The following is a 24,011-nucleotide window of genomic DNA, read 5'->3' on the forward strand; positions in this document are numbered from 1 at the left end:
CAGTCACGGCTTCGCCGTGCCAGCTTCCCCTCGTCGGGGGAAGCCCAAAGAGCGCGCTATGCATACGTTGCTTAAGTTTACGCATATGCCCTCGTTGGGGGGAGCCCAAAGGGTGCTTGCCGACCTTTTGTTATATAAACCATTTGCCATGGAGCCGTACCGGGTGCCATGGGATTCAGTGGATAGGCGATCGCCCATGTTGTAGGGCGGCGTGACCCACGCCGCCGTACGCGGCTACCGCGTTTGCTGTGCGCAGTTTGGGCGGGCGGTGAAAGGGGCGGTTCAGTTCATCAGCCCGTCGAGGAAGTACTTGTTGAACAGTTCAAGCTGGTCGTACATGATGCCGTGGCCCGAGCAGTCCAGCGTGTACAGGCGCGAGCCGGGAATGGCTTCGTGCTGGTACGCGGCAAGCTCGCTGGAAACGACCACGTCCTTGTCGCCGTGGATGATGGTGGTCGGCACATGTACGCAGTCCAGATCGCGGCGGCCGTCCTCGTCGCGCAGCGCGAAGGCGCTTTGCACCGTGCCCACGCCCGACGCGGAAAGCGCGATCTGCTCAAACCAATCTTTTACCGAATCCGGGTGCGGGCTGGCGAACAGCTGCTCGTGGCTGAACCGGCAGGCGAGCTGGGGCCGGTCGGTCTGCGCCAGCTCGATCAGTTCGTCCACCGCCTCGCGCGTCATGCCGTAGGGGAAGCCGGGGCGCTCGGTCCAGCTCGGCGCGGCGGCGGCAAGCAGCAGCAAACGGCATACGCCGTACCCACGGAATTTGCGCATGTAACGCAGCACGATCGCGCCGCCCATGGAAAAGCCGACCAGCGCGAAGCAGCACAGGCCGAGCGCGCGGACGACGCAGTACAGATCGGCCGCCATCTGATCGTAGCAGTAGCCGTGCGCGGGCGCGTCCGATTCGCCGAAGCCGCGCAGGTCGATGGCGATCACGCGGTAATCGTGCCGGGTGAGCAGTTCGATCTGGTATTCGTAAATTTTGTGGGAAAGCGGCCAGCCGTGAACGAGCACGGCCGTGCGCCGTCCGCAGGGGTTGTATTCAAAAACGGCGATTTTTACGCCGTCCGTCGATCTGACATAAAACATAGGGGGTTCCTCCTTTTTGCGTTTCCCTTCATACTATGCACCCGCGGCAAAAGGCTTGCATCGCCGGGCGGGGCGTGGTATTATCGTTGCAACGGCCAAAAGGAGGAATTTTTATGACGGAAAAAGAAAAAGCAGCCCTAGGGCTGCTTTATGACGCGAATTACGATCCGCAAATACTGGCGGACCGCGCACGCGCGCAGGATATATGCCTTGATTATAACCAAACGCGCACCGCGCAGGCGGGGGAGCGCCTTCGTATTTTGCAAGCGCTGCTCGCGCGCTGCGACGAGCATATTATCATCGAGCCGCCGTTTTTCGTGGATTACGGCTACAATATGCGGGTGGGCAAGCATTTTTACGCCAACCACAACCTGACCGTGCTGGACGGCGCGCCCGTTACCTTTGGCGACCATGTGTACCTCTCGCCGAACTGCGGGTTTTACACGGCGGGCCACCCGCTGGACGCCGCCGAGCGCAACGCCGGGCTGGAATACGCCAAGCCCATCACCGTGGGCAATAACGTTTGGATCGGCGCGCACGTTTGCGTGCTGCCCGGCGTGACGATCGGGGATGGCAGCGTGATCGGCGCGGGCAGCGTGGTCAACCGGGATATTCCCGCCGGGGTGCTCGCCGCGGGCAACCCCTGCCGCGTGCTCCGCGAAATCGAGCCCAAGCCCCGCCGCGTCATTCTGTAACGCCGCGTCAGTTTTGGCGGCGCACGATCGCGTAATCGTCGTCCGACCGGTAATAGGGGCAGGCCTTCACATGGCCCGCTTGCAGGCGGTATAGCTCGTCCTGATCGATATAGGCCTCGCAGAAATACGCGTCCGCTTCGTCGTCATAGACGTTCAGGGCGCAGGTATCACAGTTTTGTTCCATAGGAAAATCACCTCGCTCCTATTGTAGCACAGAGCGGCGTCCGGGGCAAATGCATAGAATGCCCACGGAGGTGAGAAACGAATGGATCTAAGAAACGGCCGCGTGACCGTGGGCGAGCTGATGCAAAACGCGCGCGTGCGCGCGCTGCTGATGCAGGAATTTCCCATCCTGCGCGACGCGAACGTGCGCCGCCGGGTGTACGGCATGCCGCTTTACCGCATTTTGCAGATGGGGCGGCGGTTTGTGCCGCAAAGCCGTATCGACGGCCTGCTGCGGCAGGTGCGGGACATGAAATAAGAAAATTAAGCCTGAATGGGGCGCTTTTTGACCGTTTTCAGCCGATGCGTCGGCGTGTCGACCGGTCGGGAAGCGCCCTTGTTGCCGTTCGAGCGCCGCTGTATTTCATCAAGGCGCCGATGAAATACGCGGAACTGCTTGACAGACGGAGCGCTTTTCAGTTAGTGTATAGAAAAGCGCGGATCATGCGCGTTCGCGCACGCGGGCAAAGGGAATGGAGGGAAACCGATATACTGGTGGTTTCCCCCGAACCGGATAAGACGTACCCGACAAATCGGAATTTGAGGGAGAAATAGATAATGGCAAAAGAAAAGGGTTCATTCAAGGAGTTTCTTTCGGCAGTTGCGCCAGAATATCAGGCGTTTGTCGAGAAACTGAATAACCAACTTATGCAGCAGGGCTGTGATCTCGTAATCAAAGAAGCGAAAAGCGGTTATGCTGCGTCCTATCAACTGAAGAAGAAAACAGTAATGAATTGGGTATTTCGCAAGTCGGGCATTCTGGCACGGATTTACGGCGACAATGCGAGCAGATATGAGGATATCATCGCTTCCCTGCCCGCCGATATGCAAAAGAAAATGACTGCTTCCCGTGACTGCAAGAGGCTTATTGATCCGAATGCTTGCAGCGCTACCTGTGTGAAAGGTATTGTTTATACCTTGAATGGCAACACGCATAAAAAATGCCGGAATGATGGAATGTTCTTCCTGCTGACGAATGAAACAGCGGAGCATATAGCAAAATTGGTTTGTGCAGAGGTGAATGTGCGTAAGGCGGATTCATAGTAGCGAATGAGAAGTTGTATGGAGGGGATGGGGGGAAGCAAGATACTGTAATGAAATCGGGTTACCAAGCGCGCCTTTTGGGGAAAAGGCGTACTCGATAAATCGAAAATTGTCTTTCATGACGGCCACAAAGCGTGAATGTTAATATGCGTTGCTTGTAGCAACGGGCGGTTTCTCATACAATAGGGACAACAACTGAAAGAAAGGAGGTTATCCCGCATGTTAAGCGAAAACATAAAAGCACTCAGAAAGTCAAAAGGACTTTCGCAAGAAGAGCTTGCGATTAAGCTGAATGTGGTACGGCAAACAATCTCTAAATGGGAGCAAGGCTTGTCAGTTCCTGATTCTGATATGTTAATTGCCCTATCAGAGGCGCTTGAAACATCCGCAAGCACGTTACTTGGAGAAACTGTTACCGAGTCGAAGGTTGACGACATAAAAATGCTTTCCGAAAAACTGGAGATTATAAACTTACAGCTTGCGCGAAGGAAAACCACAAGAAGAAAAATCCTTCATGGGCTGCTGATCTCTTTGTGTATTGTCATAGGAATCCTCGCTGCGGCCTTATTCGTATGCAAGAGTCCTTACTTGGGTTGGAATTATCATGACCCTGAAACCGCCATTGTCGGAGTAGCTTTTCACGCATTTGAATGGCTGTTTGTCAGGTTAGCGCCGATTGTCCTGATAGGGGCGATCGTTGGAATTTTCTTGACACGGAAAAAAGCATAAAACAGCTCTACTTTGCAGTTACAGTAGTGGGAGAAGGCGCGCTTGACAAATAGGCGTTCTCCTAACATGAAAACGGGGTCAATGATGAATTGGCTCCTGTTTTTTTCTCAACGCATTGACATTTATCTATGTATTGCATATAATAACACATAGACGATTGTGAATGCGAGGTGTTGCTTATGAATACGATCGACGTAGCGTTACTTTGCAAGGCGCTGGGAGATTCCAACCGACTGCAAATTGTACAAATGCTATCTGATGGCGAAAAATGCGCTTGCAAGCTGTTGGAACAATTTGAAATTACACAGCCGACTCTTTCCCACCACATGAAAATTCTATGTGAGTGCGCGCTTGTGGAGGTGCGGAAAGAGGGCAAGTGGAACTTCTACTCCTTGAATTGTGAAACTCTGGCCGAGTTTAAGCAATTTATTGAAAGTTTATCCTGCTCTCAGGTAAACGGAGGGTGCTGCTGATGATTTGGGATTTCATTCAAAATCAAATTCTGGGTATGAAATGGCTTAATGAGCTAATAGGTATGGGCCTTTCTAAACTGGGGTTGGATATGAGTGGCCGCATAAGCGGCAGTATTCAGTTTTTTCTTTACGACACAGTAAAGATTACCATTCTGCTCTGCTTTCTGATTTTCTTAATCAGCTACATCCAGAGCTACTTCCCCCCGGAGCGGAGTAAGATGATTCTCGGACGGTTTCACGGCATGGGGGCAAACTGCGTTTCGGCCCTGCTGGGAACGGTAACGCCGTTTTGTTCGTGTTCATCCATCCCTCTTTTTATCGGTTTTACCAGTGCGGGCTTGCCGCTGGGCGTGACATTCTCGTTCTTGATTTCCTCTCCCATGGTGGATCTGGGGAGCCTTGTTCTGCTCATGAGTATTTTCGGATCAAAGGTCGCCATCATTTATGTGTTGGTGGGGCTGGTTATCGCTGTGGTAGGCGGAACCGTCATTGAGAAGCTGCACATGGAAAAATATGTGGAGAGCTTTATCCTCACAGCGGGCAACGTGGACATTGAATCTCCTGACTTGACGAAGAAAGAACGGCTTGTTTATGCTAAAGAGCAAATGCTCGCCACCCTCAAAAAGGTGTTTCCCTATATTCTCGTGGGCGTTGGTATAGGCGCATTGATTCACAACTGGATTCCTGAACACTGGATCGAGGCCGCATTGGGCAGCGACAATCCCTTAGGCGTTATACTCGCCACACTGGTTGGAATCCCTATGTACGCCGATATTTTTGGCACCATCCCCATTGCCGAGGCCCTGCTTTTTAAGGGCGCGCAGCTCGGCACGATCCTAGCTTTTATGATGGCTGTCACCACGCTGAGTTTGCCGTCCATGATTATGCTGAAAAAGGCTGTGAAGCCAAAGCTGCTGGGACTGTTTATGGGCATTTGCGCCGTTGGCATTATTCTGGTTGGCTATTTCTTTAACGCAATTCAAGCGTTTATACTATAAACTTAAAAAGGAGCGTTTGACGATGGGACTGTTTAGAAAAAAGAAAGAAGAAACCACTTCTTGCTGCTGTGGGGGAAGCTACACCCCCGAAAACATGGAGAAAGCGGAAACCGCTAAGAGCGAAGGCGCATCCGTAAAAATTCTCGGTTCCGGCTGTGCGAAGTGTAACCAGTTGGAAGGCGCGACCCGTGAGGCCCTTGCCCAGCTTGGCATGGACTGTGTCATTGACCATGTAACGGACTTCGCGCAGATTGCCGGATATGGCGTAATGACCACTCCGGCGCTGGTGATGGATGGCAAAGTAGTGTCCTACGGTAAAGTTCTCAAAGCTGAAGAAATAGTGAAAATTTTGCGTAAGGCGTGAGGAATAGGAGCGGAGGAATTAACAAATGCAGGACTTTTTAAAAACGTTGACAAGCGAACATAGGAACGCGGCGCTGCCTGAGGAATATGATTATTTCGGGAAGCTGGTCGGCAGTTGGAAGATCGACTATATTGACAACAGCAATGGTCGATCGATTAAGGGCGAATGGCATTTTTCATGGGTGCTGGAAGGCATGGCGATTCAGGATATTATCATTTTGCCCGATTTTGAACGCGGAACGACGCTTCGCCTCTATAATCCCGGCACGCATGCGTGGGATATCGCCTATGGCTTTACTGGAAAGATCATACGGCTGGAAGCAAGGAAGCAAGACGGCTTGATCGTGCTCACGAACATCGAAAATGAACGGCGTAAATGGGTCTTTGCCAAAATTGAGGAAAACTATTTTCACTGGCAGGATGTAACGGTTCAAGACGACGGCGCATGGCACGTCGATTATGATCTATATGCCGAGCGTATGGTTGGAGGCTCGCTTTGCTCGCAATAAAAAGCGCGGCGGTAGCCGCGAGGGGTGATGCGCCGCCCGGCGCGGGGGACGGTGCGCCGCCCGGCGCGGGGGCAAAAGGGCAAGGAACACCTAGCGGTTTTCCTCGCCCTCTTGACTTCTACTCTTTTCCCTAACCCTGTCCGGGGGCGGCGCTTGCCGCCCTTTTGTTATATCAACAATTTGCCGTGAAGTCGTATCGGGTGCCAAGGGATTCGTCGGTGGCTCGCTTTGCTCGCAATAAAAAGCGCCGCGGTAGCCGCGAGGGACGATGCGCCGCCCGGCGCGGGGGCCAAGGGGAGGGGAACACCTTACGGTTTTCCCTTCCCCTTGGAACTCCATTCCTTTCCCTTGCTCCTGACTTGGGCGGCGCTTGCCGCCCTTTTGTTATATCAACAATTTGCCATGGAGCCGTATCGGGTGCCAAGGGATTCAGTGGACGGGTTGCTTCGCTCGGCCGGACCGGCCTGCTTTGCGCGCCCACATATCCCGGCGCTTCGTTTGATCGGTGGTTCGCTTCGCTCACAATTTCATGCGCGGCGGTAGCCGCGTACGGCGGCGTGAGTCGCCAAGTTTGTAGGGCGCGACGCCCTCGGCGCGCCGAGAGCGAAGCACCGGGATAAGTGATAGCATCAAACAGGCCGGTACGGCCGAGCGAAGGGACATGGTTTTTCAGCAAGTGTTACGTCCCTTCGAGACGGCGCGCCGAGGGCGTCGCGCCCTACTTGCTCGGTGAATCCCTCTATAAAACGAGGGCTACGACGAAACGCGTTTCGTCGTAGCCCCTTTTGGCGTTATTAAAATATCACTTGATGAATGTATCGTCAATAATTCTTAAAATATCATCAATAGCCTTTTCTTGTTTTTTATTCTTCGCGTCAATGACAATGACTTTTCGATTCTCCAAGCCTAAGAGGTAGTCGGTCGTAACTCTAAAAAGCAATGCCAATTCCTTTAATACTTCTGATGGAGGCATTGCTATATTATTTTCGTAACCACTGACACTAGCGCCGGATACGCCTATTCTTTTTCCAACTTGATCCTGCGTCAAATGGTATGAATCGCGTAGCTTACGCAATCGTTCACCCATATCATAGACCAAAGTAAATTCCTCCCTGTGGAGTATTATACTTATAGTCTACAGCATGCAAGTCTTATAAGATTTGAGAAATTAAAGATTTATTCAAATTATACTTGATTTTTGGTAGAGAAATGGTAATATATAAATGGAAATTACTTTATAAAAGCTTTTTTAATAATATCTATGATCTCTTCTATCGCTTTCTCTTGTTCAGCGGTTTTGGTTTCCACAATAACGGCTTTTCGATCTTCCAAGCCTAAAAGGTAATCTGTAGTAACACCGTAGAGTAAAGCCAAGCGTTTCAAAATATCAAGTGGGGGCATAGCTATATTATTTTCATATCCGCTAATGCTGGCACCTGTAAGTTCAAGCCTTTTTCCTACTTGATCTTGTGTTAAATTCTTATTTTCGCGCAATTCTTTTAGGCGTTTTCCAAAATCATAGATCAAATCTATTTCCCCTTTGTGGAGTATATAACAATATCATACTGCCAACTTGTCTTATAATATTTGATATTTTAAACAAAAAATAAAATAATATTAGAAAAACGCGGATATATGTTAGAGAATATTTGTAATAACCAAAACGAAAAGTGAGGGAATGACCAATGACAACATGTACTTTCCTCTGTGATGATCCTGTAATAGACACGTATTTTTATACGCGCTTGCAACAAGCCGTATTGGAGATCGCAGAGGTTCACGATGATATCAATTTCCTGTTCCCTTCTGAAACGGGCGAATGCATGTTATTATGCCTGTGTGCTGTGGTGGAAGCTAAAATGGCCTATCCTCATAAATGTATCGAAATAACAACCGTGGCAAATAAATGGCGGCAGAAACGATCGGTGGATGAGGATTGGTATTTTCCGGATTGTATCGTCGACCATCTGGTTGTATCCTCCGCTTTAATGGCATGTGAAAACAATCGTAAATATATACGGCTGCGCAATCGTATAGACCGCTGGGTGATTGACCGCTCCGACTATGCGATTTGCTATCACTATACCGATCTCGCCTCTGACAACCAATTATATCGATACGCCCATCTTTCAAAAGCAAAGCTAATTGATCTTGTACAACAAGATACCTTGCGCTTCATACAAAACTGTATTCCCTGCCTGACGCCTGCGCAACAGCAGCTAAAACAACAGCGCGATTGCGGTGCAACCCTTTTGGAACTTGCGAATTGCTATAGCCGGTCCACAACAACGATAGGATTACGCCTGAACAAAATCGCGCACGCGCTAACGGGCTATGCAAAATCAAGGGTAATGGAGCGCAGTAGGATAGACGTGGTGTCGCAGCCGGTTATTTGCAGTTTGTTTTTAGATCATACGGTGATTACCGATGAAATATTGTATCATCTAAAACAATTTGTGGGGTTTATCTTACAGCGCTGCAATAGTGCGCTGTTTTTGGTAGATCAGGCAATGGCTGTTTCGGAGCCGGTGGCAATTTTGTCACGCCTCATCAAAAGACATCGATACGCGAAAATGAAGCCGGCGCACATAAGCGTATTTGGCAGGCCGATTCTATGGTCTGAAATACTCGCGGTATCAGATTTTGTAATCTATAACACAGAGCAGCAGGAACGACTGATTACGTTGCACCAAGAATCGATCGCGCTGGAAAGGCAAAACATCGTGCCACGGCTGAAGGCGTTCAACATAAGCGGCCCCGCGCCCCACATGATAAGTATAGAGTAGGGGGGACGACCGCCCTTTCCCAACGAGCCGCATAAAAAACAAGTTAAGTTTTGCAAAGGGCGCTTTTAAGAAAGCGTCCTTTGTGCTATGATAAGGTCGATTGATAAAACGCGGAAAACGGCGGGGGAGCAAACGCTCCGCGCCCGTTTCCGTAACAGCAGAAAGGAAACGGTAACTATGAAGCTTTACACCTATCAAACAGAGGAGGGGAGGGATCAGCTCGGCGTGGGCTATGCCCAGTGGCCCGGGCTGCTTTGGCCGGTGGAGGCGTTCGGCTTTTCCTTCACCGATATGCTCGACCTGATCCGCCGCATCACGCCCGCGAAGCTGGAACGCTTGCGCGACCCTGAAACGGCGACCGGCGCGCCGCGCCGCATCGACACCGTGCGCCTGCGCGCGCCCATTCCGCGCCCGGAGCAGGATTTGATGTGCCTTGGCATCAACTACGCCGACCACGCGGTGGAATCCGCCCGCTTTCATGAGGACGCGTTTTTGGTCGACCGGAAAAAGCCGACCTATTTCGGCAAGCGCGTTTTCGAGGCCACCGGCGACGGCGACCCCATCCCCGCCTACGAAGAACTGGTGGACAGCCTTGACTACGAAGCAGAGCTGGGCGTGGTCATCGGGCGGGACGCGAAAAACGTTTCGATAAAGGACGCGCCCGACTATATTTTCGGCTACACGGTTGTAAACGACGTGTCCGCCCGCAATTTGCAGACCACCTATAACCAGTGGTATTTCGGCAAAAGTCTGGACGGCTTCACGCCCATGGGGCCGTGCATCCTGACGGCGGACGAAGTCGCGTTCCCGCCCGCGCTGGCGATTTCCAGCACGGTAAACGGCGAAATACGGCAAAGCAGCAACACGGACCACCTGATCCACGGCGTGGACGAGGTGATCGCGGAGCTGTCCTCCGGCATGACGCTCCGGGCGGGCGCGGTCATTGCCACCGGCACGCCCGCGGGCGTGGGCATGGGCTTTACGCCGCCGCGCTTTTTGAAAAAGGGCGATACCGTTGTCTGCGAAATCGGGGAGATCGGTTCGCTGACAAACCGCGTGGAATAAAAAAGCGCCGCAAGGCGCGGCAAAAGAGCGAGGAACGCCGTTGTACGTTCCTCGCTCTAATATTTATTGCGCGTTGATATAATTCGCCGCTTGATAGGCGGCCACCGCGCCGTCCGAAGCGGCGGTGACGATTTGGCGCAGCGGCTTCTGCCGCCCGTCGCCCGCGGCGAACACGCCGGATAGGTTGGTATGGCAATCCTCCCCGGCGACGATATAGCCCGCCTCGTCCACCGTTACCTGACCCGCGATCAGCGCGCTGTCCGGCTCGTAGCCGATGGCGATGAATACCCCGGCGGCGGGGATGCGCGCGGTCTGCCCGGATGCTAGATTCGTGATCTCGACGGCCTCCACATGGCTTTCGCCCAAAATGCGGGTGACGGCGCTCGAATACCGCACGTCTACATTATCGCGCGCGAGCACCGCGTCGGAAAGCTGCTTTTCGCCGCGGAAGCGGTCGCGCCGGTGGACCAGCGTCACCTTTTCGCACAGGTTGGAGAGGAACAGCGCGTCCTCCAGCGCCGTGTTGCCGCCGCCGACCAGCACCACCTGCTTGCCTCGGAAAAACGCGCCGTCGCAGGTGGCGCAGTAGGAAACGCCTTTGCCCGCAAGCTCGGCTTCGCCCGGGCATCCAAGCTCCCGCCGCTTGACGCCGCCGGCCAGTATGACCGTGCGGCCCTCGTATGGGCCTTGCTCGGTCGAAAGAATTTTCACCGTGCCCGAAAGCTGCGCGCGCCGCACCTCTTCATTTTTGAACGCCGCGCCGAGCGATACCGCCTGTTCGTACAGCCGCTGCGAAAATTCAGGGCCGGAAATAGAGGCGATCGCCGGATAATTCTCTATTTCAGGCGTGATGATGGTCTGCCCACCGGCAAACCCCTTGTCGAATACGGTGGCGGTCAGGCCCGCGCGCCGTGCGTAAATGGCGGCGGTCAGCCCGGCGGGGCCCGCGCCTAGGATCAATACATCGGTCATCATGCACACACTTCCTTCTTTGCGTTACGGTTAGTATATGTCCGTCCGCCGTGCGCCATGCGGACCGGTTTGTGGACCCAGTATAGGCTATTTTTAAACAAAGCGCAAGAGTATTTCGGCATTTTTACGCGAAATTTGTAACACAGATGACGCTTTACATTATCGCCCGCCCGTGGTATTATAAAATGTACCACGGAAAAGGAGGCTGCCATGGCTGAAAAACAGGGCACAAAGCAAGTCACCGCCAATAAAAAAGCATGGCACGACTACTTTGTGGAGGAAAAATACGAGGCGGGCATCGAACTGGCGGGAACAGAGGTAAAATCCATCCGCCAAGGACAGGTGAACCTCAAGGACTCGTACTGCTCCTTTAAAGAGGGCGAACTGTTCGTGCGCGGCATGCACATCAGCCCCTACGAAAAGGGCAATATCTTTAATAAGGATCCCCTGCGCGTGCGGCGTTTACTCATGCACAAGCGGGAAATCGCGGGTCTGTACGGCCGCACCAAGCAGGAAGGGTACACCCTTATTCCGCTTGCCGTGTATTTTAAAAATTCGCGCGTCAAGATTCAGCTCGGCCTATGCCGCGGCAAAAAGACGTACGACAAGCGCGACAGCATTGCCGCGCGCGACGCAAAGCGCGAGATCGACCGCGCGATGAAGATGAGAAATCGTTGATCAAAGAAAAATCACCTGCGCTCCGCGCAAACCGGTTTGCCCCACTTTATATGGGGCCGTAACGGGTTCGACGGGGGTGTTGAAGCAGGGATAGCGGGCCGCAGCGGGGCGCTGCGTAAAAAGCTCCAATTTAATTTTTATAAATTAAACAACAACAATTCTAAACTTCTGGCTGCCTAATTAAGGCTTAGCCCGTCAGCCCCGGGAGGACCACGGCCCGGGTGTCTGGCGTCGATTAGTGGTGAACGTGTACGGGGTAAGAGTTGCCCCCGTCATGTAAAATGACTCTACTGAACCTGTCAGCCTGTTTGTCGGCGGACAGCAGAGGGAATGCCAAACGACAAACTGCGCCCGGAGAAGTCACTGTGAATGCGCTTTCGGACAGGGGTTCAACTCCCCTCGGCTCCACCAAATGGCGAGCTGTACGAACACCCGCCAGCTATTTATATGGTTGGCGGTGTGTTTGTACTGGTTTGCTCACTATCATCTAAAAAGTAAAAAAGGCTACCGTTGAGAGTTTCTCAATGGTAGCCTTTTTTTCGTTATTATCTAACAGAATACGTGATTGCGTAAATTTACGTTGACAAGTAAAAAATGTTGTCGTACAATAGAGATATAAATACTTGATAAAGTAATTTCGGCCGGTTTTACTGGCAATAGAAACGAGGGAGACATAATGGCGGGACGCAAGGCATTTATGCTGTATTTCGATTACCGGGAGCATTTGGAGCTGCTGACCGACGCGGAGCGCGGCGCGCTGCTGACGGCGCTTTTTGAGTACGCGGAGCATGGCAGGGAGAGCGAACTTGCCGGGGCGGCCAAGATGGCGTTTTCCTTCATTCGGGCGCAGCTCGACCGCGATGCGGACAAGTACAGCGAGCGGTGCGAACGAAACCGGGAAAACGGAGCCAAGGGCGGCAGGCCGCCGCACGGCGACGGCAAGCCGGAGAAACCCAAAACAAACGAACGCTTTTCCGAGGAACCCCAAAAACCTGATACAGAGAAAGAGACAGATACAGAAAAAGAAACAGAAAATAAGAATCCCCTTACCCCCTTGGAAGATCGCTCGCCAGCGCTTTTGGAGGCGGCGAACGAGTGGCTGCGCTACAAGCGGGAGCGCAAGGAGGACTACAAGCCGACCGGCCTAAAATCGCTGGTGACCAGCATCCAAACGCACGCGGAGCAGTACGGCAACGAGGCGGTGGCCGCGCTGATCCGCGAGTGCATGGCGGCGGGCTGGAAGGGGATCATCTGGGACCGGCTGGACCAGCGCGGCAGGGACCAGCCCGGCGCGCCGCCGCACAAAACGGCCCAACTGGCCGACTGGGAGAACGAGTGGGCGGCGCGGGTCAAGGCGCACAGGCGGGAGGCGGGCCATGACTGACACGCTATGCGGGCGCCGCGGCCCATGCGCTGCGATCGGAAGGTAAGACCTATGCCGAGATCGCCTGCGCGCTGGGCCGCACGACGCAGTCCGTGGCGTCAAAGCTCAAGCAGGAGAGGACCGGTTTTTCGTGGACAAGAAGAACCCGAGGATCGAGGTGCAGATCTGGGAGTGCGAGGAATGAACAATCCGTGTGAAACCTGCAAAGGCTTAAATCGATGCGATAGCATCATACAGTCTGTGTGCCCAGCATATCGGCACTACCGGTGGGGGATGGGCGATGGCTACCAGAATGGAGAGAAAACAATGGAAACGATAATCTGTAAAAAGGGCCGGTACATGCAACCCTGCTACTGCACCGTCGGACGAAACATATTTTACTGCTGCCATCTGGCCGCAAAATCCAAATATGGACCAGATCGTATCATTACACGGAGCCGGGAGTAAAAGATCCCGACGAAGACGGCTCCGCAGTGGTGTCCACTAAAGCAGAAACAGTCTGAATAAAACAAAACCGCCCCGGTTATGGGGCGGGAGAGGATGTTACAGAAGGTCAGAGGATGGCAGTACAAGCTGGCGAAGGATATTGACTTCAAGCTCTAAAAGAAAATCGTCGGTTCCTTTTAAGCGGGATGTCTTGTAAATGGAGTAGGCATACCACAATAGTGTACCCACGATAATGAGGGAAAAGAGTATCACACTACAAAAATTAATGACCTGCACCAAAATGCTGTTATGTGTGCTTCCGGTATTCATTATTTGATCGCTGACTGTCCATAGAGCAGTCGACAACAAGCCGGAAAGAGCGCCGATGAAAAACGGGAGAAGAAACTCGCTCGTTACATGAGACGTTTGCTCAAGTTTACTGAGACGCTGAAACAAAAGATCGACATCAGGATAGGTGGCGTATAAGTCATAAAGCTTGCGGGATGCAAGTGCAAGATACTCTTTGTGATTGGACGCTTGTGCCTTTGCATCCTGCTTTCTCCAACGGGCGCGAAGAGCGAGCACGTCCAGTTTGAATTGATTCTGTTTATTCATCAGCGCACCTGCTTTAACTCAGTATATGTTAATTCTATCAATAAGAATGAATATTGTCAAAAGCAAAGGAAGTGATGAATACGCCTGAGAATGGATAGGGAGAGGAGCCGTTGGATGCCTATTACGAAACAGTGCCCGTTTTATCGGGCAGACCAACTGCCGCAGAGCTGTAGCACATGGCGCGGCTTGCATGACAGGTACTACCGCCGCAAGCAGGAAGGGGGAGTGAAATGAACATGATAACAGTCAGATGGTTTGATGGCTACCTAGAAGAATTTGCAGCATCAGAAGTGCGCTTTGGGTGTGACCTCCTTTGGATGCGGCTTGTAAACGGTCAGAACCGCCACATACCTCTGCGTCAGGTTCGATGGTTTGGTATGAGCAAAGAGAGCCATTAAAGCAATGCGGCGTTACCGGAACAATACAATAAACCCGCCCCGGTTAGGGGGCGGGAGGATCACACGTCGTTGTTTTTGACCGAATGCTTCTTGGCGTTGCGGTTTTGGTTTTGGTTTTCACGTGTGATGGGCGTCTGGCCGTTGCACTTTTCCATGCGGGCTTTTTTATTGTCGGGTTGGCTATCCTTTGGCATAGTTTTCACCTCGGCCGTAGTTTGTCCGCGGGCGGTGTTTCGTATGCAAGAGGCCGGGATAGGGTAAAAGGAAAGGAAGTTGATATCTTGAGCAGATACCGTGAGGATTGGTGGGAATATACAAAGCGCATCATACGGTCTTACCCGGCGCTGAAACGCAAGGCCGAGAGCGTCGGCGCGCAGAGCGTCACTGCTGCTTATGGGCTGTCCGGCGGGCATGGCAGCGGCGGCATCGGGCGGCCGGTGGAGCGTGCGGTCGTTGACCGGCTGACGGACAAGGAGCAGCGGCGGTATGACGCGGTGAGCGCCGCGATTGCCGAGACCGAGCGTATGAATCATGGACGGCACCGGTTGGAGCTGATACGACGGGTGTATTGGGACCAGTCGCACACGCTGTGTGGGGCGGCGCTGTGCGTGCCGATTAGTGAGCGGACGGCCCATACATGGAGCTCGGAGTTTATCCGATGCGTAGAAAAATTTTTGGACTTGCCATAAAGTTTGCCTAACGCGACCCTATGCAAGGGGTTATACTGGTACCATGGATTGATGGACAAAGGAACCGTAACCGGGAAAGCAGCTTCGGAGACGGGGCTGCTTTTGTTGTTGTAACATCTGCCATTCTACGGTATTATGGAGAAAATAGGATTGCGGAGTGGTAGTCATGATGTGGCGCGAGAGGATCAAAATCCGATTATCAGAATTTCATTACGAAAAAGAGCGAGAAGCGTGCGAGAAGCTCTGCAAAAGTAAATCAAAACGCGATCTGGAAAAATACTTATTTGAGCAGGAAGAAAAATTGCACTGCTTGGAACACGGATTTGCTGGACAAGTGTTTGCTATCGTGTTGTCCGGGATAGCGCTTGAAATTGCGCTACTGAATATACCTGCGGCGCTAATGTCGTTTCAGGCGAGCCTTCCGGATGCATGGGAAAACGAAGAAAACGTAAACCAAATGGCCAATCAATTACAATCTATAGCGGATAATTATCATGTGCTCATTATCATGATAACAGCGATACTTTTGATAATTGGCTTATGGGCCATTGTGAACGTTTTGGACTATTGCAAAAGTCATAGCAGATGCAAGCTGGCGATCCTATGCGCAAAGGAACGGCTTGAAAAGAAAAGTAAACGCGGATCTCATTAAAAATGACAATGGACAAGTTCTAGCACAAAGGAAATATGGTAAAGAGGATACAACCGTCCGCGGATTCCGTGGGCGGTTTTGTTATGCCTGAAAGGGGGTGAGGGTTTATCACCAAGAAGCAGCAGCTATTTGTCGATGAATATCTCATCGACCTGAATGCGACGCAGGCGGCTATCAGGGCGGGGTATTCGACAGACGGTGCGGGGCAGCAAGGGTACGCGTTATTGAAGAACCCAAATATTCGCGCGCGTGTAGACAAGGCGATCGCTGAACGAAGCCGCCGGACGGGCGTCAATGCCGACCGCGTCGTGCGGGAGCTGGCGCGGCTGGCCTTCGTCGACCCGACGCAGCTTGTGGATTTCAAAAGCGGCAAGGTGTTGCCGGATGCAAGCGAGGACGACCGGGCGGCGCTGGCCGGGATCAAGATCAAAAAGATGGATACCGGCGTCGAACGTGAGGTCAAGCTCGCGGATAAGATCAAGGCCCTCGAGCTGCTCGGCAAGCATGTCGGGCTGTTCAATAAGGGCGCGGACACCGACGCGCTGGAAAAGCTCGACAGGATATTGGAGGGGATCGACGATGCGGCTCAGTCCTAAACAAAAAGAATACTGGACGCACGCGACGCACCGCTGGAACGTCAAGGAGGGCGCGACGCGCTCGGGTAAAACGTATCTGGATTATTTCATGATTCCCAAGCGCATCCGGGCTTGCCATAACGGCGGACTGATCGTCATGCTGGGCAACACGCAGGGCACGCTGCGGCGCAACCTGCTCGATCCCATGCGCGAGATATGGACAGACCGGCTTGTAGGCTCCACGATCAGCGACAACACCGTGCAGCTTTTTGGTAAGACGGTTTATGTGCTGGGCGCGGATAAGGTCAATCAGGTATCGAAGATTCAGGGCGCGGGCATCGAGTATTGCTATGGCGACGAGGTGACGACGTGGCACGAGGATGTGTTCTCGATGCTGAAATCTCGACTGTCGTACCCCAACAGCACCTTCGACGGGACGTGCAACCCGGACGCGCCCACGCACTGGTTTCTGGATTTCCTCAAGGGCGACAGCGACATCTATCGGCAGAGCTACACGCTGGACGATAATCCCTTCCTTGACTCGCGTGTTGCTGCCGAGATTAGGCGGGATTATGCCGGTACGGTCTACTATGACCGCTTTGTGCTTGGGCGCTGGGTGCGCGCGGAAGGACTTGTCTATCCGGCGTTTAATGCGGACGAGCATATCGCGCGCACGTTGCCGACTGACGGCTTGTGGTACATAAGCTGTGACTACGGCACCATGAACCCGTTTTCGGCGGGGCTTTGGTGCGTGACGCCGGAGCGGGCCGTGCGCGTGGCCGAGTATTACTACGACGGCCGCAAGGAAAAACGGCAGCAAACCGACGAAGAATACTATGCCGCGCTGGAAAAGCTCGCGGGTGACCGGGTGATACAGGATATTGTCGTCGACCCATCCGCGGCCAGCTTTATCGAGACGATCAGGCGGCACGGGCGCTTCCGGGTGCAAAAGGCGAATAACAGCGTGCTGGACGGCATACGGCACACGGCGCGCCTGCTCGCGGCCGGCAAGGTGCAGGTGGCCGAAAACTGCGCGGACAGCATCCGCGAGTTTGGGGCGTATGCGTGGGATGACAAGGCCGGAGAGGATCAAGTAATCAAGGAGAACGATCACGCGATGGACGATATGCGGTATTTCTGCATGACGATCCTGCGCGGCGTTTACAGGTGGTAGAGATGAGATTTTTAGATTGGATAAGGCAGGTGGTAGCGAAAGTGTTCGGCAAACAGGATATCAATAAGGCGGTCGGCATCGACGTTGCGGTCAGCCAGACGATGGCCGAAGCAATCGATCTTTGGGACCGGCTGTACTGCAACAAACCACCGTGGAAGTCGGAAACGACGATCCCGCTCGGCCTGCCCGCCGCGGTGGCCGGAGAGCTGGCGCGGCTGGTGACGCTGGAGATGGACGCGAAGATCACGGGCGGCGCGCGGGCGGAATGGCTCGCGGCGCAGCGGGCGCCGTTTTTGACGGGGCTGCAAGCCAAGGTGGAGCAGGGCGCGGCGCTGGGCGGGATGGCGTTCAAGCCGTATCTTTCCGCGGGCGGCCTCGCGATCGACTGCACCCCGGCGGACCGCTTTTTCCCAACCGGCTTTGACGGCTCGGGGCGCGTGATGGGCGGCGTGTTCGTCGACCGGTTCACGCAGGGCAAACGCTATTACACAAGGCTGGAAACGCACAGCCTTGGCGACGACGGGTTATACAGGATACGAAATCAGGCGTATGGATCGGATAATCCCGACGCGCTGGGTCAGCCTGTGGCGCTTGGCGCGGTGCAGCCTTGGGCGGCGCTGGATGAGGAAGTGACGCTGGCGAATATCAAACGGCCGCTGTTCGGCTACTTCCGCGTGCCGCTTGCGAATACAGTGGACCGGGGCAGCCCGCTGGGCGTGTCGGTGTACGCGCGCGCAGTAGAGCTGTTCCGGCAGGCGGACGAGCAATGGGCGCGGCTGATGTGGGAGTTTCGGGGCACGGAGCTGGCGGTCGATATCTCGGCGCGCGCGTTCCGGGCCGACCCGCAGACCGGCAGGCCGCTCATCCCGCAGGCGTGGAAGCGGCTGTTCCGCGCGCATGAGCTGGGCGAAACGGAAAAGCCCTTGTACGAAGTGTTCTCGCCCGCGATCCGGGAAGAGCCGCTGTACCGTGGCTTTCAGGACATTCTGCGGCGCATCGAGTTCCAGTGCTGTCTGGCGTACGGCACGCTGTCCGATCCGCAGACGGTGGAAAAGACCGCCGAGGAGATCAGGAGCGGCAAGCAGCGCAGCTACGCGACCGTGGCTTCGATGCAGCGGGCGCTTGAGGCCGCGCTGGATGATCTGACCTACGCCATGGACGTATGGGCGACGGTGGCGAAGCTCGCGCCCACGGGCAAGTACGAGACGGCCTACATGTGGGACGACAGCGTCATCACGGACACGGACAAGGAATTTGCGCAGCGGATGCAGCTCGCGCAGGCCGACATGCTGCGGCCCGAGATCGTGCTGGCGTGGTACTTTAATTGCAGCGAGGAGGAGGCCGCGAAGATGCTGCCCGCGCGGCGGGCGTTTTGAACCATCTATTTTTGACCGCGCCGAGGTCGTAAAACTACGGCGCCGCAGGGGAGGCGACCCCCGGAAGCAAAGCGGAGCGGAGAAAGGAAGCTATGAAACGCGAATTTATCACGAACCTGCTGCCCGATATTGACAAGGCGGTGCTCGACCAGATCATGGCCGAACACGGCAAAGACATCGAGGGGCAAAAAAAACTTGTGGCCAGTCTGACCACCGAGCGCGACACGCTGCATACCCAGCTTGAGCAGGCGGGTGAAACGATCAAGGGCTTTGAAAAGCTCGACGTGGACGGTATCAAGATCAAGGCGGCGGAATGGGAAACCAAGTACAACACCGACACGCAGGCGCTAAAAGACCAGCTTGCGGCTAAGGAGTACGAATATTCCGTGAACGGCGCGGTGGCCGGCCTGAAGTTTACCAGCGAATCGGCGCGCAAGGCCTTCGTGGCCGATCTGACGGGCAAGAAACTGCCGGTGCAGGAGGGCAAGCTGCTCGGCCTTGAGGACTTCGTGAAGGGCTACAAGGAGAGCGACCCGAACGCATTCGCACCAGAGGACGACGGCGAACCCGCCCCGCACGTTGTCAGTAAAACAAGCGGCGGCAATACGGGCGGCGCGGGCGCTGTGCTGCGCGCGGCGTTTGGGCTGCCCACGAGTGAAAAGGAGTTATAAATTATGGCAAACGCGATTGAACTGGCAAAGGCCTATGTGCCGCTGCTGGACGAGGTTTACAAGCTTGCGTCCCTTACGTCCGAGCTGGACGGCGCGCCCGAGCTGGCGACGCAGGGCGCGAACGCGAACGAGTTAATCATCCCGATGCTGGACATGCAGGGCCTTGGCGATTATTCGCGCAACGACGGCTACGTCAAGGGCGATGTGACGCTGAAAAACGAAACGATCAAGTGCAACTTTGACCGCGGCCGCATGTTCACCGTCGATTCGATGGACGATCTGGAAACGGCGGGTATTGCCTTTGGCCGTCTGGCGGGCGAGTTCATCCGCACCAAGGTGGTGCCGGAGCTGGACGCGTTCCGCTTTGCGTGCTACGCGGGCAAAGCGGGCATTACCAAGGTAAGCGGTACGCTGGCGGACGGCGCGGCGGTCATCGCGGCGCTGCGCGCGGCGACCACGGCCATGGACGAAGCCGAGGTGCCGATCGAAGAGCGCTACCTGTACATCACGCCCACGCTGCACGGTCTGGTGCAGGACATGGACACGACCAAGAGCCGCGAGGTGTTCCAGCGCTTCGCCGCGATCAAGGACGTGCCGCAGAACCGTTTTTATACGGCGATCGAGCAGCGCTCCGGCAAGGCCGGCGAGGAGGCGGGCGGCTACGCCAAGGCCGCGGGCGGCGCGGAAATCAACTTTATGGTCATCCACAAGCCCGCCGTGATCCAGTTCCCCAAGCATATCGCGCCGAAGATTATCACGCCCGACGTCAATCAGGACAGCGACGCTTATAAGTTCGGGTACCGCAACGTCGGCATCGCGGACACCTACGCGAACAAGGTAGCGGGCATTTACCTGCACCATAAGGCGACGGCGTAGAAAGGAGAAGCGCCATGGGTAAAGTAATCGGTTTGACGTTCCCCGGAAAAGGGAATAAGCGGGACGGCAATAAGCCGCCCGAGCGAGAGAAACCGGAAGGCACAAAAGCCGAGGATGACCCCCCTAAGGGTTGACGAGAAAGGAGAGGCCGCGCGATGGTCTATGCGGATTACGGCTACTATACGGACAGTTACGGCGGCACGCTGATCGCGGAGAGCGCCTTTGCGCGGCTGGCTTGTCTGGCATCGGCCTACATTGACAGCTTGACGTTTGGTAACGCGGCCAAGGATACGGAGCACGCGGAGCAGATCAAGACCGCGTGCTGCGCGCTGGCCGAGGAATACGGGCGGCAGGATAGTGGCGGCGAGGTGGCGAGCGTGAACAATGACGGGTACAGCGAAAGCTACGTCGCTTCCGGCAAGACGCCGGATCAGCGGCTGCGGGATACCGCTATGCTGATTCTAGCCCCCACGGGCTTGCTGTATGGAGGTGCGTACCCATGCTGATGTGCAGCGAGACCGTGACGCTGGTGCGGCTGGACGAGAACGACGAATATCAATGCACGGTGATCGAGGGCGCGAGCTGGTATGGCAAAGCGCAGATCACCCAGCAGCAGGACGGCTTTGTGGGCGGTATGGTGGTCAAGGTACGCATCCCGGAAGAACATATGCCGGACGGCGTAACGCCGGGGGCAAAGGACGTGCTGGCGCGCGGCCGGGTGGAAACCGTAAACACGCTGCAAGACCTCAAACGCGTCGAGCACTTCAAGATCATGGCCGTGGGCGACAACCGGCGCGGACGCAACCCGCATTGGGCGGTGAGCGGCGCGTGATTTCCGAGCGGGCCGTAAAAGCGCGCTTGACCCACTACATAGGAGGTAGCCTAAAATGAGCATTACAGAAGCGGTGCGGCAGTTCGTCCGCACCTATCCGCCGCTCGCGGACAACAGAATTAATGTGGACTACCTACCCGACGAGGTGGGCAGCTATTCGATCGGCGTAACGCCGTGCAAGGAGTGGGTCAAGCGGTATGTGGACGGGTCGGGGACAAAGCAGTTCCTGTTCGTCCTGACCTCCCGCGAGGCGTTTGGCGAGCAAGTGCGGCAGCAGCTTGACAACCTTGGCTTTTACGAGGCGTTCTCGGACTGGCTCGACCGGCAGACGGCGGCGCGGACGCTGCCCGCGCTGGGACCCGGACGCACGCCGCTGGCGGCCGAAGCGACGACCAGCGGCTATGCGTTCATCCCCGGCACGGAGACCGCGCGTTATCAGATTCAATGCAGATTGACCTATACACAAGAAAAGGAGAGTTAAAATATGGCAGATACCGTAATGAGATATCAGGTGGCCGACTATCTCGGCATCGAGAGCGGCGACGCAACCACCTATGCCCTGATGGGCGTGGGCTTTAACACGCTCGACGAGAACCCCTCCGCGCAGGCGGACAGCAAGACCTATATCAGCCAGAAGGCGCAGTCGAACCAGATCAAGGGCTATCAGCCGTCCTTCCCGTTCGATACCGATCTGGTAAAGGACGAGGAAGCGGTCATGGCGCTGTACGCGGTGGGCCGCAACCAGCTTACCGGCACGGCTGCGGAAAAGGACTATGTGCGCGTCGAGCTGTTCGAGCCAGTGGCGAGCAAGGAAAACACCTTCAAGGCGCGCAAATTCCGCGTGGCCGTGCAGGTGGAGAACGTGACCGGCGAGGGCGGCGGCGCGATGAAGTGCACCGGAAACCTGCTGGGCGTGGGCGATTTCGTGGACGGCGAGTTCAATACGCAGGCCAAAACGTTTACCGAGGCGGGCGCGCCCGCAAACCCTTAAACGCGGCCCTTTTAGGGCTGGAAAGCGAGCCGCAAGAAGAATCCCCCGTGGATGAAACCACGGGGGACAATGGAACAGCCGAAACGATGGAGGATGAAGCAAATGGCGAAGTTTGAATTTCAGGAGCACGGTTATCCGCTGGAGCTGGATATCGCGGGCCATGCGTTTACGCTGAACGTGACCCGGGAGACCGCGAAAAAGCTGGAGGCCTACGGGAAAGAGGCCCAGCGCATGGGCGCGGAACTGACAGGCGCCCCGCATGGCGTGGAACAGGCTTGGCGGTTTATGCAAAGCACGTTGGACGGGCTGCTGGGCGAAGGCGCCACCGACGCGATTTTTGGAGACCGTGATCGCGACCTGATGGATATCGTGGACGTGATGTCGTACATCTGCGGCGAGATCGAGCAGGCCGCGCAAAAGCAGACCGTGCGAAAAATGGCGTCTGCACCCGCTATGGAGCTGCCGCAAGCAAAGCAGCAGACCGTGGAGCAGGCGCTTCGCATCATGCAGGCGCCCGAGGTCGTGGCGGCGATCAGCAAGGCGATGGAACAGGCATGAGCCTGCTGACCGAACGCCCGCCGTGCATGGTGGAGATCCGCGGCGCGGATGTGCCGGTAAACGCGGATTACCGCGTGGTACTGCGCATAGACGAGTTGGCCGGGCAAGGAACCGGAGACGCGGAGAGGGGCCTTATGGCGCTGCGGCTTTTCTACGGGGCGATCCCGGCGGATATGGAGGCCGCGACCGAGCGCATGCTCTGGTTCATGCGGTGCGGCGAAACGGAAAAGCCGGGCGGGGACGGAAAACCATCCAAACCCGACTTCTCTTTTTCGTTCGACGCGCCGCTGATCTACGCGGCGTTTCTCGACCAGTACGGGATCGACCTTGTGAACGTGGAGTTTTTGCACTGGTGGACGTTCCGCTCGCTGCTGAACGGGCTGCGCGGAGATCACCGCTTTTGCGAGGTGCGGCGCTGCCGGGCGATCGACCTGTCGAGCGTCAAGGACAAGGAGCAGCGCAAGTATTACCGCGAGATGAAGAAGCTGTACGCGCTGCCGCTGCCCGAAAACGAGCGGGAGCAGCTCGACGCGATCACCGACGCGCTGCTGCACGGCGGGGACGTGGCGGGGCTGTTGGGCCGAGATTGACAAGTGGGCGCGCCGATGGTATACTGAAAACACAAAGGGACACTGTCGGCAGACGGTTAGCCCTGAAAGTTAAAGGTTCATAAGAAATGACCGCTTACTTTGCAGGTAGGGCGGTCATTTCGCGTATATGGTCAGTATGTAAAGCAAAACTGCTGTGCATACAAAAAGCCGAAAAGCTTTGTCCACAATCGCGTCACCCCCTTTCATCAAGGGAGTGGCTAACCGCCTGCCGTCTGTGACAGTGCCCAAGGACAGTATAGCATATATCGACAAGGGCGGCAACGGCAAACGACGGCACTGACGGATTGCGGTACGGCGCTGGTTGGCGCGGGCGTTCACGCGCTGCTGCACGGCGGGGACGTGGCGGGGCTGCTGGGCCGAGATTGACAAGCGGGCGCCGCAATGGTATACTGAAAACACAAAGGGACACTGTCGGCAGACGGTTAGCCCTCAAATGTCTTTAGTCGAAATGACCGCTAACTTTTGCAGGGTTGGGCGGTCATTTTGCATTTATCGTAAGTATGTAGAGCGAAAACGCTATGCACACCAGAAACCGGAAAAGTTTCATCCGCAAA

31 protein-coding genes and 1 other RNA gene are annotated in these 24,011 nt (G+C 55.3%); 26 read left to right on the top strand and 6 right to left on the bottom strand.

Annotated features, from left to right (window positions below):
- Positions 1 to 282: 282 nt before the first annotated feature.
- Entirely contained in the window at positions 283 to 1,095 is an 813-nt protein-coding gene (locus tag NE562_RS14255) for an alpha/beta fold hydrolase (RefSeq protein ID WP_280963102.1), read from the bottom strand.
- A gap of 113 nt (positions 1,096 to 1,208) precedes the next feature.
- On the opposite strand from NE562_RS14255, the gene NE562_RS14260 reads away from it, so the two are divergent.
- Positions 1,209 to 1,790, top strand: coding sequence for a sugar O-acetyltransferase (locus NE562_RS14260; protein WP_280963103.1), 582 nt, complete (start codon positions 1,209 to 1,211; stop codon positions 1,788 to 1,790).
- Positions 1,791 to 1,797: 7 nt separating this feature from the next.
- Here NE562_RS14260 and NE562_RS14265 read toward each other — a convergent pair whose 3' ends face one another.
- Positions 1,798 to 1,974, bottom strand: coding sequence for a DUF6472 family protein (locus NE562_RS14265; RefSeq protein WP_280963104.1), 177 nt, complete (start codon positions 1,972 to 1,974; stop codon positions 1,798 to 1,800).
- 81 nt (positions 1,975 to 2,055) lie between these two features.
- Here NE562_RS14265 and NE562_RS14270 point away from each other — a divergent pair, with 81 nt between their 5' ends.
- The 7 genes from NE562_RS14270 (at position 2,056) to NE562_RS14300 (ending at position 6,128) form a co-directional block, all read left to right on the top strand.
- A complete protein-coding gene (locus NE562_RS14270; protein WP_280963105.1) occupies positions 2,056 to 2,271 on the top strand; it encodes a hypothetical protein in 216 nt (71 codons plus the stop codon).
- Between the two features lie 299 nt (positions 2,272 to 2,570).
- On the top strand, positions 2,571 to 3,056 hold the full coding sequence (locus tag NE562_RS14275; protein ID WP_280963106.1) for a hypothetical protein: 486 nt from the start codon (positions 2,571 to 2,573) through the stop codon (positions 3,054 to 3,056).
- Between the two features lie 219 nt (positions 3,057 to 3,275).
- Positions 3,276 to 3,785, top strand: a complete 510-nt coding sequence (locus tag NE562_RS14280; RefSeq protein WP_280963107.1) for a helix-turn-helix domain-containing protein — start codon at positions 3,276 to 3,278, stop codon at positions 3,783 to 3,785.
- Between the two features lie 179 nt (positions 3,786 to 3,964).
- Complete coding sequence (locus NE562_RS14285) at positions 3,965 to 4,258, top strand: ArsR/SmtB family transcription factor (protein WP_280963108.1); 294 nt, start codon at positions 3,965 to 3,967, stop codon at positions 4,256 to 4,258.
- Complete coding sequence (locus tag NE562_RS14290) at positions 4,258 to 5,256, top strand: permease (protein WP_280963109.1); 999 nt, start codon at positions 4,258 to 4,260, stop codon at positions 5,254 to 5,256. The genes NE562_RS14285 and NE562_RS14290 overlap by 1 nt, the downstream gene beginning before the upstream one ends.
- Before the next feature lie 22 nt (positions 5,257 to 5,278).
- On the top strand, positions 5,279 to 5,620 hold the full coding sequence (locus NE562_RS14295; protein ID WP_280963110.1) for a thioredoxin family protein: 342 nt from the start codon (positions 5,279 to 5,281) through the stop codon (positions 5,618 to 5,620).
- Between the two features lie 25 nt (positions 5,621 to 5,645).
- Positions 5,646 to 6,128, top strand: coding sequence for a hypothetical protein (locus NE562_RS14300; protein ID WP_280963111.1), 483 nt, complete (start codon positions 5,646 to 5,648; stop codon positions 6,126 to 6,128).
- Positions 6,129 to 6,930: 802 nt separating this feature from the next.
- Here the strand turns inward: NE562_RS14300 and NE562_RS14305 are convergent.
- Positions 6,931 to 7,227: a helix-turn-helix domain-containing protein gene (locus NE562_RS14305; protein WP_280963112.1), complete on the bottom strand. Its 297-nt coding sequence runs from the start codon at positions 7,225 to 7,227 to the stop codon at positions 6,931 to 6,933.
- Positions 7,228 to 7,358: 131 nt separating this feature from the next.
- Positions 7,359 to 7,655, bottom strand: coding sequence for a helix-turn-helix domain-containing protein (locus NE562_RS14310; RefSeq protein ID WP_280963113.1), 297 nt, complete (start codon positions 7,653 to 7,655; stop codon positions 7,359 to 7,361).
- Positions 7,656 to 7,888: 233 nt separating this feature from the next.
- Here NE562_RS14310 and NE562_RS14315 point away from each other — a divergent pair, with 233 nt between their 5' ends.
- Positions 7,889 to 8,914: a hypothetical protein gene (locus NE562_RS14315; protein ID WP_280963114.1), complete on the top strand. Its 1,026-nt coding sequence runs from the start codon at positions 7,889 to 7,891 to the stop codon at positions 8,912 to 8,914.
- Between the two features lie 177 nt (positions 8,915 to 9,091).
- Positions 9,092 to 9,979 carry a fumarylacetoacetate hydrolase family protein gene (locus NE562_RS14320; protein ID WP_280963147.1) on the top strand — a complete coding sequence of 296 codons (888 nt, stop codon included), beginning with the start codon at positions 9,092 to 9,094 and terminating at the stop codon, positions 9,977 to 9,979.
- 63 nt (positions 9,980 to 10,042) lie between these two features.
- On the opposite strand, the gene trxB is transcribed toward NE562_RS14320, so the two are convergent.
- On the bottom strand, positions 10,043 to 10,954 hold the full coding sequence (gene trxB, locus NE562_RS14325) for a thioredoxin-disulfide reductase (protein WP_330646025.1): 912 nt from the start codon (positions 10,952 to 10,954) through the stop codon (positions 10,043 to 10,045).
- Between the two features lie 207 nt (positions 10,955 to 11,161).
- On the opposite strand from trxB, the gene smpB reads away from it, so the two are divergent.
- The 3 genes from smpB (at position 11,162) to NE562_RS14340 (ending at position 13,013) form a co-directional block, all read left to right on the top strand.
- Positions 11,162 to 11,629 (top strand): SsrA-binding protein SmpB, encoded by a 468-nt coding sequence (gene smpB, locus NE562_RS14330; protein WP_280963115.1) that lies wholly within the window; start codon positions 11,162 to 11,164, stop codon positions 11,627 to 11,629.
- A gap of 52 nt (positions 11,630 to 11,681) precedes the next feature.
- Positions 11,682 to 12,040, top strand: a transfer-messenger RNA (tmRNA) gene (ssrA, locus tag NE562_RS14335).
- A 265-nt stretch (positions 12,041 to 12,305) separates the two neighbouring features.
- Entirely contained in the window at positions 12,306 to 13,013 is a 708-nt protein-coding gene (locus NE562_RS14340) for a DUF6291 domain-containing protein (protein ID WP_280963116.1), read from the top strand.
- A gap of 543 nt (positions 13,014 to 13,556) precedes the next feature.
- Here NE562_RS14340 and NE562_RS14345 read toward each other — a convergent pair.
- Positions 13,557 to 14,054 carry a hypothetical protein gene (locus tag NE562_RS14345; protein WP_280963117.1) on the bottom strand — a complete coding sequence of 166 codons (498 nt, stop codon included), beginning with the start codon at positions 14,052 to 14,054 and terminating at the stop codon, positions 13,557 to 13,559.
- A gap of 679 nt (positions 14,055 to 14,733) precedes the next feature.
- On the opposite strand from NE562_RS14345, the gene NE562_RS14350 reads away from it, so the two are divergent.
- The 13 genes from NE562_RS14350 to NE562_RS14410 all read left to right on the top strand — a co-directional run bounded on the left by NE562_RS14350 (position 14,734) and on the right by NE562_RS14410 (position 23,436).
- Entirely contained in the window at positions 14,734 to 15,141 is a 408-nt protein-coding gene (locus NE562_RS14350; protein WP_280963118.1) for a hypothetical protein, read from the top strand.
- A 166-nt stretch (positions 15,142 to 15,307) separates the two neighbouring features.
- On the top strand, positions 15,308 to 15,793 hold the full coding sequence (locus NE562_RS14355; protein WP_280963119.1) for a hypothetical protein: 486 nt from the start codon (positions 15,308 to 15,310) through the stop codon (positions 15,791 to 15,793).
- Positions 15,794 to 15,900: 107 nt separating this feature from the next.
- On the top strand, positions 15,901 to 16,389 hold the full coding sequence (locus tag NE562_RS14360; protein WP_280963149.1) for a terminase small subunit: 489 nt from the start codon (positions 15,901 to 15,903) through the stop codon (positions 16,387 to 16,389).
- Positions 16,373 to 17,542 carry a PBSX family phage terminase large subunit gene (locus NE562_RS14365; protein ID WP_280963120.1) on the top strand — a complete coding sequence of 390 codons (1,170 nt, stop codon included), beginning with the start codon at positions 16,373 to 16,375 and terminating at the stop codon, positions 17,540 to 17,542. Before NE562_RS14360 ends, NE562_RS14365 begins: the two co-directional genes overlap by 17 nt.
- Before the next feature lie 2 nt (positions 17,543 to 17,544).
- Positions 17,545 to 18,918 (top strand): phage capsid protein, encoded by a 1,374-nt coding sequence (locus tag NE562_RS14370; protein ID WP_280963121.1) that lies wholly within the window; start codon positions 17,545 to 17,547, stop codon positions 18,916 to 18,918.
- A 92-nt stretch (positions 18,919 to 19,010) separates the two neighbouring features.
- Positions 19,011 to 19,589 carry a phage scaffolding protein gene (locus NE562_RS14375; RefSeq protein ID WP_280963122.1) on the top strand — a complete coding sequence of 193 codons (579 nt, stop codon included), beginning with the start codon at positions 19,011 to 19,013 and terminating at the stop codon, positions 19,587 to 19,589.
- Between the two features lie 3 nt (positions 19,590 to 19,592).
- Entirely contained in the window at positions 19,593 to 20,465 is an 873-nt protein-coding gene (locus NE562_RS14380) for a hypothetical protein (protein WP_280963123.1), read from the top strand.
- Between the two features lie 155 nt (positions 20,466 to 20,620).
- Entirely contained in the window at positions 20,621 to 20,971 is a 351-nt protein-coding gene (locus NE562_RS14385; protein ID WP_280963124.1) for a hypothetical protein, read from the top strand.
- Entirely contained in the window at positions 20,965 to 21,297 is a 333-nt protein-coding gene (locus NE562_RS14390; protein ID WP_280963125.1) for a DUF6751 family protein, read from the top strand. Before NE562_RS14385 ends, NE562_RS14390 begins: the two co-directional genes overlap by 7 nt.
- Before the next feature lie 55 nt (positions 21,298 to 21,352).
- Positions 21,353 to 21,778: a chloramphenicol resistance protein gene (locus NE562_RS14395; protein WP_280963126.1), complete on the top strand. Its 426-nt coding sequence runs from the start codon at positions 21,353 to 21,355 to the stop codon at positions 21,776 to 21,778.
- A gap of 3 nt (positions 21,779 to 21,781) precedes the next feature.
- On the top strand, positions 21,782 to 22,288 hold the full coding sequence (locus tag NE562_RS14400; RefSeq protein WP_280963127.1) for a hypothetical protein: 507 nt from the start codon (positions 21,782 to 21,784) through the stop codon (positions 22,286 to 22,288).
- A gap of 102 nt (positions 22,289 to 22,390) precedes the next feature.
- Positions 22,391 to 22,846, top strand: coding sequence for a hypothetical protein (locus tag NE562_RS14405; protein ID WP_280963128.1), 456 nt, complete (start codon positions 22,391 to 22,393; stop codon positions 22,844 to 22,846).
- Positions 22,843 to 23,436, top strand: a complete 594-nt coding sequence (locus tag NE562_RS14410; RefSeq protein ID WP_280963129.1) for a bacteriophage Gp15 family protein — start codon at positions 22,843 to 22,845, stop codon at positions 23,434 to 23,436. Before NE562_RS14405 ends, NE562_RS14410 begins: the two co-directional genes overlap by 4 nt.
- The last annotated feature ends 575 nt before the right edge of the window (positions 23,437 to 24,011 follow it).

Source organism: Butyricicoccus faecihominis (assembly GCF_024462775.1).
Classification (GTDB): domain Bacteria; phylum Bacillota; class Clostridia; order Oscillospirales; family Butyricicoccaceae; genus Agathobaculum; species Agathobaculum faecihominis_A.